The organism is Enhygromyxa salina, assembly GCF_002994635.1.
Taxonomy (GTDB): domain Bacteria; phylum Myxococcota_A; class Polyangia; order Nannocystales; family Nannocystaceae; genus Plesiocystis; species Plesiocystis salina_B.
The window spans coordinates 28,818-45,211 of sequence record NZ_PVNL01000026.1 but is presented as its reverse complement, the minus strand read 5'-3'; the positions used below and the strand labels follow the sequence as shown (position 1 = coordinate 45,211).

The 16,394-nt window shown below is 67.4% G+C and carries 13 protein-coding genes; 6 read left to right on the top strand and 7 right to left on the bottom strand.

Annotation, left to right across the window (positions count from 1 at the left end):
- Positions 1-336: 336 nt before the first annotated feature.
- The gene (locus ENSA7_RS04640) at positions 337-897 is read right to left on the bottom strand and encodes a hypothetical protein (RefSeq protein WP_106087979.1); all 561 of its coding nucleotides are present in this window, start codon (positions 895-897) and stop codon (positions 337-339) included.
- A 148-nt stretch (positions 898-1,045) separates the two neighbouring features.
- Here ENSA7_RS04640 and ENSA7_RS04635 point away from each other — a divergent pair, with 148 nt between their 5' ends.
- Positions 1,046-1,990, top strand: coding sequence for an STAS domain-containing protein (locus tag ENSA7_RS04635; RefSeq protein ID WP_106087978.1), 945 nt, complete (start codon positions 1,046-1,048; stop codon positions 1,988-1,990).
- Here ENSA7_RS04635 and ENSA7_RS04630 read toward each other — a convergent pair.
- The 3 genes from ENSA7_RS04630 to ENSA7_RS04620 all read right to left on the bottom strand — a co-directional run bounded on the left by ENSA7_RS04630 (position 1,987) and on the right by ENSA7_RS04620 (position 5,228).
- Positions 1,987-2,865: a poly-gamma-glutamate hydrolase family protein gene (locus tag ENSA7_RS04630; RefSeq protein ID WP_181233148.1), complete on the bottom strand. Its 879-nt coding sequence runs from the start codon at positions 2,863-2,865 to the stop codon at positions 1,987-1,989. The two genes, ENSA7_RS04635 and ENSA7_RS04630, sit on opposite strands and share 4 nt — an antisense overlap.
- Before the next feature lie 407 nt (positions 2,866-3,272).
- On the bottom strand, positions 3,273-4,106 hold the full coding sequence (locus ENSA7_RS04625) for a poly-gamma-glutamate hydrolase family protein (protein ID WP_106087976.1): 834 nt from the start codon (positions 4,104-4,106) through the stop codon (positions 3,273-3,275).
- Positions 4,107-4,712: 606 nt separating this feature from the next.
- Positions 4,713-5,228, bottom strand: coding sequence for a hypothetical protein (locus ENSA7_RS04620; protein WP_181233146.1), 516 nt, complete (start codon positions 5,226-5,228; stop codon positions 4,713-4,715).
- A gap of 106 nt (positions 5,229-5,334) precedes the next feature.
- Here ENSA7_RS04620 and ENSA7_RS04615 point away from each other — a divergent pair, with 106 nt between their 5' ends.
- From ENSA7_RS04615 to ENSA7_RS04605, 3 genes are all read left to right on the top strand, one after another.
- Entirely contained in the window at positions 5,335-6,063 is a 729-nt protein-coding gene (locus ENSA7_RS04615) for a hypothetical protein (protein ID WP_106087974.1), read from the top strand.
- 18 nt (positions 6,064-6,081) lie between these two features.
- Positions 6,082-6,450, top strand: coding sequence for a hypothetical protein (locus ENSA7_RS43180; RefSeq protein WP_181233144.1), 369 nt, complete (start codon positions 6,082-6,084; stop codon positions 6,448-6,450).
- A 76-nt stretch (positions 6,451-6,526) separates the two neighbouring features.
- A complete protein-coding gene (locus tag ENSA7_RS04605; protein WP_146157330.1) occupies positions 6,527-7,333 on the top strand; it encodes a HEAT repeat domain-containing protein in 807 nt (268 codons plus the stop codon).
- A 4-nt stretch (positions 7,334-7,337) separates the two neighbouring features.
- On the opposite strand, the gene ENSA7_RS04600 is transcribed toward ENSA7_RS04605, so the two are convergent.
- Positions 7,338-7,574, bottom strand: coding sequence for a hypothetical protein (locus ENSA7_RS04600; protein WP_106087972.1), 237 nt, complete (start codon positions 7,572-7,574; stop codon positions 7,338-7,340).
- The gene (locus ENSA7_RS04595; RefSeq protein WP_181233142.1) at positions 7,571-8,308 is read right to left on the bottom strand and encodes a hypothetical protein; all 738 of its coding nucleotides are present in this window, start codon (positions 8,306-8,308) and stop codon (positions 7,571-7,573) included. The genes ENSA7_RS04600 and ENSA7_RS04595 overlap by 4 nt, the downstream gene beginning before the upstream one ends.
- Before the next feature lie 152 nt (positions 8,309-8,460).
- Here ENSA7_RS04595 and ENSA7_RS04590 point away from each other — a divergent pair, with 152 nt between their 5' ends.
- Positions 8,461-11,415 carry a M16 family metallopeptidase gene (locus ENSA7_RS04590; protein ID WP_106087971.1) on the top strand — a complete coding sequence of 985 codons (2,955 nt, stop codon included), beginning with the start codon at positions 8,461-8,463 and terminating at the stop codon, positions 11,413-11,415.
- Positions 11,416-11,506: 91 nt separating this feature from the next.
- On the top strand, positions 11,507-14,797 hold the full coding sequence (gene carB, locus ENSA7_RS04585) for a carbamoyl-phosphate synthase large subunit (protein ID WP_106087970.1): 3,291 nt from the start codon (positions 11,507-11,509) through the stop codon (positions 14,795-14,797).
- A 28-nt stretch (positions 14,798-14,825) separates the two neighbouring features.
- Here carB and ENSA7_RS04580 read toward each other — a convergent pair whose 3' ends face one another.
- Positions 14,826-16,157: an NAD(P)/FAD-dependent oxidoreductase gene (locus tag ENSA7_RS04580; protein WP_181233140.1), complete on the bottom strand. Its 1,332-nt coding sequence runs from the start codon at positions 16,155-16,157 to the stop codon at positions 14,826-14,828.
- Between the last annotated feature and the right edge of the window lie 237 nt (positions 16,158-16,394).

Here is a 16,394-nt window from a genome sequence, read left to right as displayed (position 1 = left end):
GGGTTGGGTTGAATGGGCGGGTTGATCTGAATGGGTATGACGAGAGCTTTTCGGGGGATCTGTTGATCAAGGTTGGGGGGCCTACGCCGCTGTCGAGCTTTGCTTATGAGCTTCATGTGGAGATTCGGAGCTTTGGTGGGGAGGATGAGTGTGAGTGTTAGGTCGGTCGGGCGGAGGGTGGGGTGGTTGTTCGCGGTGGGTGGGGTGTCCGATGTGGCAACGCGCATGGGCTGGAACCTCGTCCAGCCCGTGCGCGTTGCACCGTCGCAGACGCGGACCCCCGCGAACGAACTCGAAGCGCGGCTACACTCCGGCTCTCAATGCAAACATCAGAGTCTAGCCCTGATCGTTCACGTCAACCTCGACCTCATAGTGCCCATCTCCCGTCGGCGTCACACTCACATTGATCTCCCCCTCGACCCCCTGCGCCCGCAGATCATCAACAATCTTCTGCTCCACGGTCTCCGGGTCATCCCCAGGCTCGATCCCCACGTCACTCGGCGAGGGCGCGTCCGCGCTGCCGAGCGCCGCGACCCCAATCTCCGCGTCGGCCAGGTACGCGAACTCCTGGCGCAGCGCGTCGGCGATGTCATCGCCCGGGAGCGTGCCAGCCCACAGCTCGACCGCGAGCACTTGGCCGCCAGCGTCGTCGGCATTCACGATCACCTTGGCCTTGTGCACGTCCTGGCCCTGGGCCTCGACGAACTGCGCGATCGCGTGGAGCTGGTCCTGGGTCAGGGCGGCGCTGGTGGTGATCTGGTAGCTGGCGCCATCGACCACCGCGGCCGCGCGCGTGTCCGGCACGTCCGGGTCGTGGTCGTCGGCCATCAGGCAGGCTCCGAACAGGGTCGTGGTGGCAAACAGGGCGGTGAAGGTGAGGCGCTGAAGCTCGTGCATGGTCGCGGGGCTCTACGAGCGGCCGGGCAGAGTGTGACAGGATCAGCGTACAGCGGACGATCCTGGGCAACGCGCCAGCGGGCGAGCAGTCATGGCGGCGGCGATTTCAAGCCCCGGACCGGGGACGGTATCCTGAGCCCGCAGGGCCATGGCGACATCGGAGGACCAGGGCGTGGCGACAGGCCAGGGAGAGGGCGAGCTCGAGACGCTGCGGCGAGAGCTCGCGGCGAGTCAGGCCCGCGAGCGCGAGCTGCAGGCCGAGGTCGCGCTGTTCAAGGGGGCGCTCGACGCCATCTCCGACTCGATCAACATTCGAAATCTCGACGCCTCTCATCGCTACGCAAACCCGGTCGCGCTGGCGTGGATGAACGTCGCGCAGATCGGGGAGATCGAGCGGGCCGAGCGAAGCTGGCGGTACCTCAGCGAGGATGAGGCGTCGCAGATACAGCTGGACGACACCCCGAGTCGGCGGGTGTTGAACGGCGAGACCGATCCCGCCGCGCTCACGGCGACAGGGCTGCACATCGACGACGCCACGGGAGCTCGGCGCTGGCTCAACGGTACGGCGGCGCCGATCCGGGATCAGTCGGGGACGATGATCGCGGTCGTCAACGTGGTTCGGGACGTGACGATGCAGCGGGCCCATGAGGACGCGCTGGTCCAGCGGACCGAGCAGCTGCGCGAGCGCGACGCCGAGAAGGCGGCGCTGATCCGCGAGCTCGAGGAGCTGGTGCTCGAGCTGTCGGCCCCGGCGCTGGAGGTGTGGGACGGGGTCCTGGTCGTCCCCGTGGTCGGGGCGCTCGATGCTCGACGTGGGCTCGACCTGCTGGAGAGCACGCTGATCGCGGTCCGGCAGTATCGGAGCCGGGTGGTGATCGTGGACTTGACTGGCGCGACGGTCGACAGCGCCGTCTCGGCCCAGCAGCTGGCGCGGCTGACTCGTGCGCTGGCGCTGCTGGGCGCGGAGTGTGTGCTCGCGGGGATCCGCCCCGCGCTCGCGCAATTCCTGATCGAGCGAGACCTGGCGCCGACCGGGGTGCGGGCCTACAGCAACCTGAAGCACGCGCTGCGCGGGTTGGTCTCGACCGGCTAGACGAGCCCGCGGAACACGTCGGCGACGGCCTGCGCGACCGCGAACCAATACTTGCTGCGGATCAGCGGACCTTGCTCGAGATGTACGCCGCCGACGCCACCTGCGGTGATCCAATTGACGACGTTGTCGGGGGAGGTCCCGCCGTTTGGATCGTCGTCGGCGGCGTGCGCGACAGGGTAGTCGCCGACCGCGTGCTTGATCGCCTGTCGCAGCATCTCTTTGAGCTCGAACGGGGCGCTGCCGCCGATGCGGACGCCCGCGTCATTCATTCCATGAAACGCGACGGCATAGGCAAATCCACGATTGGCGATGGTCGCGAGCCCCGGAAAGCTGACGGGGTGGAGCTCGGTCGAGGCCACGTGCCAGCGGGTGTGGGCGCCGCCTTCGGTCGTCCAGCCCGAGCAAATCCAGCAGCTGACGTCGGCGTTGGGGAGCTCGTCCATCACCCACCTCGCCTGGAGATCGGTCTTGACCTCGATGACGCCGCCGTGGGGAGCGAGCACCACCAAGCCATGATTGTTGGGCGAGTCGGCGATCCGCTCGACGAACTCACCGGCGTTCTTGGCCTGGGTGTCGCTCATCAGCTTGGTCGCCAGCGGGGTGTGTAGCGTACCTGAGAACACGTTGGGCGTGCCCACGCGCTCGCGGGCGACGCTGCCCATGCGGACCCGATTGACGGGATCCTGGTAGCGGACGTCGGTGACGGTGTAGACCGCAAACTGATCAACGCTGCGACGCACGCGGACCTGGCTGCCCAGCCCGAATACGTTGGCGATTGCCCCAGAGACCGAGCACGACCACGGGTCGTTGCTCAGCCCCTGATACTGGTAGGGCGAGGTGACCGAGACGGGGATCGAGACGGGGATCGGGACCATCTGAATCTCGGTGGCAGCGCGCGCGGGCGGGGCGTGACCCGTTGCGACCGCAAATCCAGCGGCGCCGATCAATCTCGCACCGAACCCGCGTCGGCTGATGTGGTGAGGGGAACCTGGTAATCCGGTGTATGCTTCATCTTTCATGTCTGCGCTCACGATGCCGCGAACTCCCGCAGTCAACTCAATAGAGGGAGAGGGCACCGAGAGTGTAGGACGCTCGCCCAGTGAAAACACCCGGCCTGCAAAAACAGGGGTTCATGCGGGGTGGTCACCATGTGCATTGCGCTCTAGTGAGCAACGTACCGCGCCTGCGCCCGCGCCGCTGTTTCAGGCGTCGTTGGGGCGCAGGTGCGGCTCTCCTCGCGCCTGGGCACACTCGAGACGTCGAGGTGGCGGGCGGGGCTCGCTCAGATCAAGTCCGCGAAGACGTCGGCGACGGCTTGCGCGACCGGCTTCCAGTATTTCTCGCGGACCTGTGAGCTCTGCTCGATGTGGACACCGCCGCCGCCGCCCGCGGTGATCCAATTGACAACATTGGTCTCCGAGACGCCCGAGTTCTTGCCACCATTGACGACCGTGACCGGGTTGTTGCCGACCTCGGACTTGATCGCCTGGCGGATCAGCTGCTTGAGCTCGTTGGGGGCGCCACCACCGATCAAGACGCCGTTGGCTTTCATGCCATGAAAGGCGACGGCGTAGGCAAAGCCACGATCGGCGATGGTCGCAAGGCCAGGAAAGCTCGCCGGGCTGATGTCGGTGGTGGACACGTGCCAGCGCGAGTGGGTGTTGCCGTTGTCGGTCCGCCAGCCCGAGCAGCACCAGGTGGAGACGTCGCCCCCCGCGAGGGCCTGCGCGACCCACCGCGCCTGCAGATCCGTGTTGAACTCGATCCGACCGCCGTGGGGCGCCATCACCACCAGACCCTGGTGGTCCTTGGCGTCGGCGAGGCGCTCGACGAACGCGCCGGAGCTCTCGGCTTGCGCGTCGGTCATGAGCTTGGTCGAGAGCGGGGTGTGCAAGGTGCCGGAGAATGTGTCGGAGGTGCCAAGTCGCTGGCGGGCGATGCTGCTCATGCGCACCATGTTGGCCGGGTCCTGCTCGCGAATCTCGGCGACGGTGTAGATCGCCATTTGGTCCTTGTTACGCCGGACGCGGAGCTGAGTGCCCACCCCGAATACGTCGCCGATCGCCGCCGAGACCGAGCATGACCAGGGATCCGAGTTGAGCCCCTGAGCCTTCATTGTCGGGGACACCTCTATTGGAATCGACATTGGCAGCGGGACCATCTGAATCTCGGTGGCAGCCTGTGCCGGACTCGCGCGCATGGCCGATATGGCTGCGACACTGGCGAGACCGGCCAATCCTGCCCCGAAACCTCGTCGGCTAATGTGGTGAGCTTGGCCGGGTGATCGGAGGTACATCTTGTGATTCATCGCTGGCTCCTCGAATGCACCGATCCCCGCAATCGACGCAAGGCGGTCGATCGCTGCAAAAGAAGGGACGGTTGCGCTCGATGTTCATAGTCACGGAATCGACGTATCGTGGCAAGCTCAAAATCGCTCTTTCTTGATATGCGCAATTGGCGAGGCTCAATGGAGGCTCTCTCGATGAATCAGGTGCAATGCGCCGGGGGGCGATTTCAACGAATTAGCTCAATGCTGGCCAAACGATCAAATGCAGTGAGTGTCATGATTGCGTATAGTACGAATGCGCGGGTCTCTCGGCGCTGCGCGAATCACAACTGCGCGGATTATGACATCGACGTGGCGCGATCTCGCGCTAGGGGTATTCATATGTAGGTGTTCGGAGCCGCGAACTTCGAGCGCGCCGCGTCGCGTTGCGTCGCGTCAGAAGTTCTCGCGGACGAAGCTCCACTCGCCGAGCCCCTCGGTCGCGACTCCATACCCAAACGACCCGGTCAGCGCGGTGTCCTCACGGTTGATCAACAACCACCCCTTGCCCCGGCTGCCCAGACCATCTTGCCAGGTGAAGGTGACGCGGTTGCTGGGCACCTCGCCGCCGTCCTCCGTGTCGACGTAGGAGTGCTCGAGCAGCAGCGTGTACTCGGTCGCGTTGTCGTGGGTGACGAACGAGCCGAAGAACGAGCGGTCGTCGAGCTCGCCGATGTTGAGCGTGCCGGGGAGGCCGTCGACGTCACCGTCCCACTCGCCGGCGAACTGCGGATCGATCTCGTAGACCGAGGCCGGTGGGTAGCTGGACCGCGGCCCGTTGCTGGCGCCGCCGTTGCCGGACACGGGACAGCCGAGCGAGGGCATGACGAGCGCGCCAAGCAGGACGAGCAACGACACGCGCGCGCCGGGTTTTGACCGGCGTGGGTGGCTGGCGGTGTGCGCAGCGCTCACGGACAGGGGCATAGCATTTGTCCGCCCGACGGACACCAGCGGTGGATCCCCGCGTCGTAGCGGCGGGCTTTGCTGCGCCGCAGCGGACCGCTATTCTCCCGGCCGCATGCCCGTCGCGCCGACCGTGCTCGCCCAGATGATCGCGCTGGCGCTCGTGATCACGACCGCACCCGCGGCCGCGCCCGCGGGCGGACCAGCCGAGCTCGAGCCGGCCGAGTCCGCTGGGCCAAACGATCAGGTCGAGGGCCCGGGGGACGAGCCGGCGGGCGACCCCCCCAGTGAGACCCCCGAGCTCGAGCCCGAGGTCACCGAGGTCGAGCGCGGCGAGGCCCCGAGCGGTGGTGGCGTCGCTGGAGCGATCGTGGACCCCGACGACCCCAACGCCACACGCGCGCAGTCGGACCTCGAGGGTGAGACCCTCGACGCCAACGTCGCGGGCGTGCCCGAGCGCCTGCCCAAGCTGCAGGCCGCCGGCTGGTGGGCGACCTTCGGGGCCGTCGCGCTCGCGACCACTGGTGGGATCTTCGCTGGCGTCGCCGAGACGCGGCAGGACAGGGCCGAGCGCCTCGCCTATGGCTTCGATCTGGACACCGGTCGCACCAACCTCTACGGGCCGGTCGCCAGCGAGTACGAGCAGCTGCTGCGCCAGGGCGAGACCTACCAGTGGCTCGGCCGCGGCTTCATCATTGCCGGGGCCGCGACGCTGGTCGCGGGTGTCACCATCTTCGCGGTCGACGCCACGCGTCGCCGCCGGGCGGCGCGCTCGGGCAGCGCGCGTGCGCGCCTCGGTCCCCGGCTCGATCCCGGGCTCGGGGGCCTGGCTCTGCGGTTTTGATCTGTTTGGTTGCTCGCCATGCCGACACCACGACTCTCGCGCTATCTGCTGGTGCTGCTGCTGGGCTCTGGCCTTGGCGTCGCTGTGAGCTGCTTCGCGCCCCCGTCCGACGACGTGCTGTTCTCGTGCGAGTTCGATGGCGACGACAAGTGTCCGCCGGACTACGCGTGCGAGGCCGACGACTGCTGCCATCGGGTCGGCTCCGAGGTGAAGGTGAACGAGGGCAACTGGGGCAGTTGCGCGCTCGGCGGGAACTCTGGCGGCACCACGACCGGCCCGGGTACCACCGACGAGACCGGATCTGACACACAGACGGGCACGGACACCAGCACGGACACGGGCAGCGAGACAGACACAGGCACGGACACGGGCACAGACGGCCCGTGAGCCCGCTTGCCGCTCGCGGCACTGCGAGGTAAAAGCCCGGGAAATTCGTGGATCCGATCCACGAAGTGAGGCACGCGTGGGACTCAAAGAAATGTTGTTCGGATCTGGGGGCGGCAAAGGGCGCGGCAAGACCCGGATCGATAAGCTCATCAAGCGCGTCGTCAACCAGTACTCGCAGTCCGTGGATCGCTACGGCGCGATGGAAGATCTGTTCAAGATCGGCGCGCAGACCTGGGAGAAGGGCCAAAAGCACCCCGAGGGCTCGCCCGAGCGTCACGAACTCGAGGAGCAGAGCATCGAGGCCTACGTCGCGCTGCTCATGCGCTTCACGATGAACGCGAGCAAGAGCATCGACGACGAGGAAGAGAAGGGCTGGCTGTACAAGCGGCTCTCGGCGCTCGGCAAGCCGATCCTCGAGCCGATCAAGCGGTTCTGCAAGGACGCCGAGGGCATCGCGTGGGCGCTGCGCATCGTCGAAGACGTCGCCAACGAGACCGAAGAGTGGGACATCCTCGACTCGCTGTTGGAGATCCATCCGCCGGTCTACGAGCGGGACACCAGCGCCAAGCTGCAGATGTTGACGCACATCAAGGAGATCGAGGACCCGCGCGTGGGCCCGATCCTGATGAAGTACCTCGAAGATCCCGACGAGGGGGTCCGGTTCTTCTGCATCGAGGCGCTGATCGACAACGCCGAGGAGCAGGCCAAGGCCACGCTCGTGGGCCAGCTCGACAAGCCCGAGGAAGACTCGGTCCGGCTGCGCTCGCGGATCTTCGACGGGCTCGCGGATCTCGGCTGGGATCTGTCGGAGCACGCGGCGGTGATCCGCCAGCAGCTCGGCGACGAGCACCGCTTCGACGGCAAGCTGCTGACCCGCCGCTAGCGCGCTAGCTGCTCCCGGGGTAGGAGCGGCCGCCGAACCGGGGCGAGGCCATGATCGCGTTGGCGAGCTTGTCGCTCGCGCGGCTGCCGTCGCGCTCGTAGGCCAGCGCCTCGTCTTCGGTCAGCCGCACGCGCACCGAGGACATCGCGATGCCCCCGACCACGACCTCGATCACCAGTCCGTCGCCGTCGCGCAGGATCCGGTACATGAGCGGGCTCTGGTAGATGACCTGTTCCGTCATTGGATCGCTCGGACAGTCGCGAGGGCGACCGGGGCGTTGATGACCATCAGCTCGGGCACGCCGCCCGAAGTGTAGCCGCCGAACTTGAAGCAGTCTTTGTCGGCGTCGCTCTCGCACTTCCAGACGCCGGGATCCTCGTCGACTGGCAGGCGCACGCACGACTTGGAGGCGGTGAGGTCGAGCGTCATCATGCGCAGCGGACCCTCGAAATTCTGGGCCGGCAGCCCGAGCGCTTCGCCGAGCACCGCCGCGTCGTGGGTCTCGCCGGTCACCGCCTTCTCGACCGCCGCTTCGATCACCGAGGTCGGCGCCGCGAACAGATAGCAGCCAGCGTCGCTACACCGACCAAAGTTCGTCGCGTTGGTGTCGACCACATAGGTCTGGAACGGGGCCTCTTTCATCAGCCACGAGACCTTCATGTCGGGGAAGTTGGCCTCGAGGTGGGCGAGGATGTTCCACGGGGTGGCGCGCTCGTCGGCCTGCTTGGAGATCTGTGCTTGCTGCTCGTCGCAGTCACCGGTCGAGATCGCAGGCTCGGGCGGCTCGGGCGCGGGTGTTGGCTCGGGCGCGGGTGTTGGCGCGGGCTCGGGTGTTGGCGGCTCCGCCTGCTCGGCGGGCTCGACTTGCTTGGCGGGCTCAGCTTGCTTGGCGGAGTCGGCTTGCTCGGCCGGCTCCGAGGAGCAGGCGCACACCAGGGAAGTGATCAACAGCAGGCTTGGCAAAGTTCGATGCATGATGTTCAGTCTCGAGAAAGGTCTCTACTGTATTCTCGGCTCGTGTTGCAACCTATCAGTGGTCGGGGGCGAATTGCCTGGTCGAACTGGGGCGCGATCGAGCCTGATCCAAGGCTGATCCGAGCGAGATCGGGCATGGTAGAGCTGGGGTCGTGTTCAGCTCCCTGCTCACCCTCGCGACCGCCGTGATCTTGTTTGCGCCGCCCGAGGTGGCCCCACCGATCGAGCCGGCCGAACAGCCGATCGAGCAGGTCGCTCCACGGCCGCCAAGCGTCGAGTTCGAGACCTTCGAGGGCGACCCGATCGGCGTCGAGCAGATCGTGCTCGACAACGGCCTGACCGTGCTGCTCAGCGAGAACCACGAGCGCCCCGAGGTGTTTGGTGCGGTGGTCGTGCGAACCGGCGGCAAGAACGATCCGGCCGACAACACCGGCATGGCGCACTACCTCGAGCACATGCTGTTCAAGGGCACCAAGTCGCTGGGCACCTCCAACTGGGCCGCCGAGGAGCAACTTCAGGCCCAGATCATCGAGCTCTACGAGCAGCACGAGCGGGCCACCACCGACGCGCAGCGGGCCAGGTTGCAAGCCGACATTGGCAAGACCGTGGAGCAGACCTACGCCTACGTGATCCCCAACGAGCTCGATCGCATGCTCGAGGAGATCGGCGGCTCGGGCGTCAACGCGTTCACCACCGAGGACGAGACCGTCTACTACAACACCTTCCCGACCTCGCAGATCGACACGTGGCTGCAGATTTATGCGCATCGGTTCAGCGAGCCCGTGTTCAGGCTGTTCCCGACCGAGCTCGAGGCTGTCTATGAAGAGAAGAACATCTCGCTCGACCGATTCGAGGTCAGGCTCTACGAGACCTTCATTCGCCGGGCGTTCCCCGACCATCCCTATGGCACCCAGTCGGTGCTCGGGGAGATCGAGCACTTGAAGCAGCCCTCGCTGGTCGCGATGCGGGCCTACTTTGACGAGTACTACGTCGCCAACAACATGGCGTTGGTGCTGTCTGGTGACTTTGACGCCCAGGCGATCATGCCTGTAATCGAGGCGCAGTTTGGCGCCTGGCGCCGCGGCCCCGAGCCCGAACCGCGCGGTGGGACGGTCGCGCCGTTCGAGGGGCGCGAGCTGGTCAAGCTCCGGCTCACGCCGGTCCGGGTCGGCGCCTACGGGTTTCGAACAGTGCCCCCGCGGCACCCCGACTACGCGGCGCTGCAGGTCGTGCGCGAGCTGTTGTTCAACGATCAGGGCTCGGGCTACATCGACAATCTGGTCGACGAGGGCAAGATCCTGATCGCGCTGCCCTTCATGCAGGAGTTCGCCGATCATGGCCTCGACATCGTGTTCTTTGCGCCGCGGATCCTGGGCCAGACCTTCAAGAGCGCCGAGCGACAGATCCTCGAGCAATACCGTCGGATCGCGCGCGGTGAGTTCGACGAGCAGCGGATGCTGGCGATCCGCGACGGGCTGCGCCGGGCCGAGGATCGCAAGTGGGAAGACAACGAAGCGCGCGCGCTGGCGCTGGCCGATAGCTTCATTCGCCGGGACAGCTGGGGCGGCTATTTGGACTACCGCGAGCGCCTGGCCACGCTGACCCGGGAGGACGTGATGCGTGTGGCCGCGACCTTGTTCGGTGACGACTACCTGGCGATGCGATCGCGCCTGGGGTTTCCCAAGAAGACGCGCCTGTCCAAGCCCCACTACCCCGCGGTCTCGCCGGTCGCCGGCGCTCACTCGGCGTTCTACGAGCAGGTCATGGCGCAGACGAGCCCCGCGGCCGAGCTGCGCTACGTCGACTTCGAGGCCGACGTCACGACGACCAGCATCGGCGCGGGCGTGGTCCTGCGCACCAACGAGAACCCCTTCAACGACACCTACACGCTGGATCTCCGGTTTGGCGTGGGCACCGACGAGATCCGCGAGATCGGGGTCGCGACCGAGTACATCGATCGCGTCGGTACCCGCGATCACTCACCGACGGAGTTTCGCGAGGCGCTGTCGCTGCTCGGCACGACCTTCACGACGGGCGCGACCCTGGACGAGACGGTGGTCCGGGTGACGGGGCCCGAGCAGCAGCTTCCGGCCGCGCTCGAGCTGCTCGACGCGATGCTGCGTGAGCCAGTCGCGGATCGAAAGCGCAGCAAGGCGCTGCGGCGCGAGCGAGCGGGGTACGAGCGGGTCCAGCGGCGCGATCCGAGCTACGTCGCGGGGGCGCTGCGCGAGTACGTGATGTACGGCGAGCGCTCCGACTATCTGCGCGACTACGGCCGCAAGGGGCTGCGCAAGCTGTCGGACGAGCAGCTGCTCGCGGCGTGGCAGCGGGCCCAGAGCTACGCGCTGGAGATCCGCTACACCGGGCAGCGGGCGCCCGCCGAGGTCGCCGAGCTGCTCGGCGGCGCCCTGCAGCTAGACGGGCCGCGCGAGCCGGCGGTCGAGCATGTCGTGCGGCCGCGGGTGATGCCCGCCAACGACACGGTGTTCTTCTTGCCCCGACGCAAGGCGATCCAGACTCAGCTGGTCTTCTTGGTCGATGGCGAGGCCGTGTCGCGCGATCAGCTGGCCGCGGCCGACGCCTACGACGAGTACATGGGCGGCAGCATGGCCGGGCTGGTGTTCCAGGAGATCCGCGAATTTCGGGCCCTGGCCTACTCGGCCTCGGGTCGGTTCGCGCGCGACGACAACCCCGCGCAGGCCGGCTACTTCGTCGGCGGGATCGGCTGCCAGGCCGACAAGACCGCCGAGGCGATCGCCGTGATGATGGGGCTGATCCGCGAGATGCCGGCCAAGCCCGAGCGGGTCGAGGCGATGCGCTCGTCGCTGTGCCGCGGGCTCGAGACCCAGAGCCCGGGGTTTCGCGAGCTGCAGCGGACCTTGGTCGAGTGGCGGCGGCGCGGCTACGAGGCCGACCCACGCGAGTGGCTGCTCAAAGAGTACGCGCAGCTGAGCTTCGCCGACATCGAGGCGTTTCACGCGGCGCAGGTGGCTGATCGGCCCGTGATGCTGCTGGTGGTCGGGGATCCGCGGCGGGTCGACACGCGTGACCTCGAGCGCTACGGCGAGGTCGTCGAGGTCCACGAACGTCAGCTGTTCGCAAGGTGAGCGCCGCCCCGTCGTCCGCGTCGCCAGCGCGAGGCCGCATCGTTGCGCGGCCTCCCCCGAGCGGGTAAGTAGCGCGCCGGAGCACCCCGCCATGCCTCGCCGCGATGACATCAAGCGAATCTGTGTGTTGGGTTCCGGGCCGATCGTCATCGGTCAGGCCTGCGAATTCGACTACTCCGGCACCCAGGCGATCAAGGCCCTGCGCGAAGAGGGCTACGAGGTCGTGCTGATCAACTCCAACCCGGCGACGATCATGACCGACCCGGAGCTGGCCGACGAGACCTACGTCCGGCCGCTGACGCCCGACGATCTCGACCAGGTCCTGCGCACGTCCAAGCCCGACGCGGTGCTGCCCACGGTCGGCGGCCAGACGGCGCTGAACCTCGCGCTCGAGGCCGGGCGCCGGGGGATCTTCGAGCACCACGGCGTCGAGCTGCTCGGGGCCCCGCTCGACGTGATCGAGAAGGCCGAGGACCGCGATCGCTTCAAGGCCGCGATGCTGAAGATCGGCCTCGACGTCCCACGCTCGTTCTATGTCCACGACATGCTCGAGTCCCGCGCCGCGCTCGACGAGATCGGGTTCCCGGCGATCATTCGGCCGAGCTTCACGATGGGCGGCTCGGGGGCCGCGATCGCCTACAACCGCGAGGAGTTCGAGCACATGGCCGCGCACGCGCTCTCGGAGTCGCTGCGGTCCGAGGCGCTGATCGAGGAGTCGGTGCTGGGCTGGAAAGAGTACGAGCTCGAGGTCATGCGCGACGCGAAGGACAACTTCGTGGTCATCTGCGCGATCGAGAACCTCGACCCGATGGGCGTGCACACCGGTGACTCGATCACCATGGCCCCGGCGCTGACGCTGACCGACAAGGAGTACCAGCTCATGCGCGACGCGGCGCGGGCGGTCGTCACCGAGATCGGCGTGACCACGGGCGGGTGCAACATCCAGTTTGCGATCGATCCAGAGACCGGTCGGATGATCGTGATCGAGATGAACCCTCGGGTCAGTCGGTCGTCGGCGCTGGCGTCGAAGGCGACCGGGTTCCCGATCGCCAAGTTCGCGGCCAAGCTCGCGGTTGGCTACACCCTCGACGAGCTCGACAACGACATCACCAAGGTCACGCCGGCCAGCTTCGAGCCGAGCATCGACTACATCGTCACCAAGATCCCGCGCTTCGCGTTCGAGAAGTTCAAGGGCGCCGACGACACCCTGACGATCCAGATGAAGTCGGTCGGCGAGGCCATGGCGATCGGGCGTACGGTCCGGGAGTCGCTGGGCAAGGCCATGCGCAGCATGGAGACCGACACCTGGGGGTTTGATCTGGACCTGCCCGAGCGCGACCTGGACCGGCTCGAGGCGCTGATCAGCCGGCCGACGCCGCAGCGGCTGTGGTTGATCGCCGAGGCCTTGCGCCTGGGCATGAGCATCGAGACCGTGCACCAGCGGACCTCGATCGATCCATGGTTTCTGCATCACGTGGCCGCGATCATCGAGCTCGAGCAGCGGCTCGCTGCCGGCAAGCGCGGGCAGGTGTGCAGCGTCAGCCTGCTGCACGAGGCCAAGCGGTCGGGCCTGTCCGACCCGCGGATCGCCGCGCTGTGCAACACCTCCGAAGACGCGGTCCGCGAGCGCCGCCTGCAGGCCGGAATTGTGCCGGTCTACAAGACCATCGACACCTGCGCGGGCGAGTTCGCGACCGACACGCCTTACCTCTATTCGACCTACGAGGAAGAGGACGAGTCCAACGTCTCGGATCGCAAGAAAGTCGTGATCCTGGGCGGCGGCCCCAACCGGATCGGCCAGGGGATCGAGTTTGACTATTGCTGCTGCCACGCCTCGTTTGCGCTGCGCGAGGCCGGGTACGAGACCGTCATGGTCAACTGCAACCCGGAGACGGTCTCGACGGACTACGACACTAGCGACCGCCTATACTTCGAGCCGCTGACCCGCGAGAACGTGCTGGACATCCTCGACATCGAGGCCGCGCGCGGTGAGATCGTCGGCGTGCTCGTGCAGTTTGGCGGGCAGACCCCGCTGAAGCTGGCCTCGGCGATCGAGCGGGCCGGTCACAAGCTGCTGGGCACCGCGGCCGACTCGATTGATCGGGCCGAGGATCGCGGCCGGTTTGGTGAGCTGGTCAACCGCCTGGGCCTGCACGCGCCGCGCTGGGGCGTCGCGCGCTCGAGCGAACAGGCGTTCGAGATCGCCCACCAGATCGGGTATCCGGTCATCGTGCGGCCGAGCTACGTGCTCGGCGGCCGGGCCATGGAGATCGTCTATTCCGACGCCCAGCTGAGCAACTATATGTCGCTGGCGGTGCGGGCCTCACCGGATCACCCGGTGCTGATCGATGAATTCCTGGCCAACGCCGTCGAGTTCGACGTCGACGCGGTCGCCGACGGCAAAGACGTGGTGATCGCCGGGGTCATGGAGCACGTCGAAGAGGCGGGGATTCACTCGGGCGACTCGACCTGCTGCATGCCGCCGGTCTCGATCCCACTTGCGATCATTGATGAGATCCGCCGCACGACCACCGCGCTGGCCCGCGAGCTGGGCGTGGTGGGGCTGATGAATGTCCAGTACGCGCTCAAGGGCGAGCGGCTGTACATCATCGAGGTCAACCCTCGCGGGTCGCGAACCGTGCCGTTCGTGTCAAAGGCGACGGGCACCCCGTTCGCCAAGATCGCCGCGCTGGTCGGGGTCGGCAAGACCTTGAGCGAGCTCGGCGTGCGCGAGCGCGTGCCCGAGCATGTCTCGGTCAAGGTCCCCGTCTTTCCATTCATGAAGTTCCCCGGGATCGACGTGCTGCTGTCGCCCGAGATGCGCAGCACCGGTGAGGTCATGGGCATCGCCCGGGACTTTGGCGCGGCGTTTCATGCGGGCATGAGCGGGGCCGGGGTCGAGCTGCCGCAGTCTGGGGTCGTGTTCGTGAGCGTCAGCGACCTCGAGAAGCAGGCGGTGATCCCCGTGGCCAAGCACCTGCGCCGCATGGGCTTCTCGCTGCTGGCCACGCGCGGGACCGCGGCCACGCTGCGGGCGGCCGGGCTCACGTGTGAGACCGTCAACAAGGTGTTGGAGGGGCGGCCGCATATCGTCGATCGGATGGTCAACGGTGAGGTCGCGCTGGTGATCAACACGAGCTCGGGTGAGCAGGCGATTCGCGACTCACTGTCGATCCGGCGCACCGCATTGGTTCAGCACATTCCGTATTTCACGACGATCGCCGGGGCCCACGCGGGGGTCTACGCGATCGAGTCGGTGCGCGTGCACGGGCGGGTGCTGCCTGCGGTCTCGCTGCAAGAGTATCACAAGCGGCCGCAGTTCTCGGCCGGCGAAGAGCCGAGCGAGCGCGAGATCTACCGACCGGCGCCGGGCTCGAGCTGAGCTCCATTCACGGCCTCCTGCTCACAGCTCATGCTGATAGTGGATCGGTGCGGTCGATCCCACCCCGGGCCCTCGCGCGCAGGCGACTCGCCGCGCCCTTGGCCGCCAGACCCAGCAACACCCCCGGCGTCAGGAAGCCCTCGGGTTCCCGGCGGCGCGTGACCAGCTCGCCGAAGCGCTGGGCGTAGTCGGGGTGGGTCAGCACCCAGCGCAGGATCGTCTTGGCCACGAACGGCGGCGGCTCGTCGTAGACCTCGCGCTTGACCCGATCCATGGTCGCCTCGAACATCGGCGCGAGCGCGGCGTGGGCAGCCGCGCCGTAGCTGGCGATCGCCTGGTCCCAGCTCTGGTCCCCCGCGTGCCAGCGGCGTAGCTCCGCGGCCAGGAGCTTGGCCCCGAGCAGGGCGTCGTAAATCCCCTGGGCGTCGAGCGAGTCCTTTTGGTGGTAGGCGTCGCCGACCAGCGCCCAGCCCGGGCCGGCCGGGGCTCGAAACAAGTTGCCGACCCGCTTCATGCCGCTGAGCTCACTGGCCCGGCGGGCGCCCGCGAGCCGGCGCCAGACCGACGGTCGCGCGCGGAGCAGCCGGTCGTAGATCTGCTCGGGGGAGCCGTCGAGCGCGTCCCAGTAGTCGCTGCGGCCCTGGGCCAGGACCATGACCTGGCCGTCGGCGCTGGGCATGAACACGAACGAGAACCCATCGCAGGACGTGTGGATGTGGGCCACGGTCGGGCCGTCCTGGTAAGGCGCGACGTCGTCCCAGTGCGCGTAGTAGATGGTCGTGTCGACGTCGCGGCGCTCGGCGGTGACCTTGGCGTCGACGCTGCGGGCGACCAGGCTGTGGCGGCCGTCGGCACCGATCACGGCGCGGGCGCGGACGCTGCGGGGTTGGTCCTGGTCGGCCAGCGCGACCCGAACCCCGACCACGCGATCGGCCTCGCGGATCAGCTCGGTCACGCGGGCCCGCTCGATCGCCGTGACCCCGGGGACCCGGTCGAGCTTTCGCCACAAGCAGTGATCGAAGCGAGCCCGGTCGACCGCGTAGACGTAGTCGCGGCCCGCGAGCGGCTCAAAGCCGATCCAGGCCCGAAAGTAGCCGGCGAACTCGAGCACGAACTCGTGCATGCGGGGCGCGTCGGCGGCGTACTCGGCCTCGTCGAGCTCGAGCTCGTCGAGCAGCGCCATCGTGTGCGGCAGCACGAAGGGCGCGGACACGGGCGGGCGGCTGGGGAAGCTCGCCTTGTCGAGGACAAGCACGCGCAGGCCCTGGCTGCCGAGGCGCGCGGCCAGGCTGGCTCCCGCGGGCCGACCTCCGACGATGATGAGGTCGAAGTCTCGATCGAGCTCGCTGGCCTCGCTCACGCGGGGACGATCGCACGCCCTCGACCGCGCTGTCACTCACGCGCGAATCATGAGCCCACAGACCTTGGCGCTGCGCCGACCGCAGCACCTGCTAGATTGGGGCGATGGTGCGTCCTGACGAACGGGGAGCGCGGCTGGCGAAAGCCAGGCGAGTTTGTCGTTCACGCTGCACCGCTCCAGCGGGTTCGAGTCCCGTCTCGGAGAGGCCACTGGTAAGCCGTGTGCGGGAAAATCGCA

Bases quoted from the DNA above. Each gene is read 5' to 3' on its own strand.
- ENSA7_RS04640 (WP_106087979.1), bottom strand. From the start codon at position 897: ATGCACGAGCTTCAGCGCCTCACCTTCACCGCCCTGTTTGCCACCACG.
- ENSA7_RS04635 (WP_106087978.1), top strand. From the start codon at position 1,046: ATGGCGACATCGGAGGACCAGGGCGTGGCGACAGGCCAGGGAGAGGGC.
- ENSA7_RS04630 (WP_181233148.1), bottom strand. From the start codon at position 2,865: ATGGTCCCGATCCCCGTCTCGATCCCCGTCTCGGTCACCTCGCCCTAC.
- ENSA7_RS04625 (WP_106087976.1), bottom strand. From the start codon at position 4,106: ATGAAGGCTCAGGGGCTCAACTCGGATCCCTGGTCATGCTCGGTCTCG.
- ENSA7_RS04615 (WP_106087974.1), top strand. From the start codon at position 5,335: ATGCCCGTCGCGCCGACCGTGCTCGCCCAGATGATCGCGCTGGCGCTC.
- ENSA7_RS43180 (WP_181233144.1), top strand. From the start codon at position 6,082: ATGCCGACACCACGACTCTCGCGCTATCTGCTGGTGCTGCTGCTGGGC.
- ENSA7_RS04600 (WP_106087972.1), bottom strand. From the start codon at position 7,574: ATGACGGAACAGGTCATCTACCAGAGCCCGCTCATGTACCGGATCCTG.
- ENSA7_RS04595 (WP_181233142.1), bottom strand. From the start codon at position 8,308: ATGCATCGAACTTTGCCAAGCCTGCTGTTGATCACTTCCCTGGTGTGC.
- carB (WP_106087970.1), top strand. From the start codon at position 11,507: ATGCCTCGCCGCGATGACATCAAGCGAATCTGTGTGTTGGGTTCCGGG.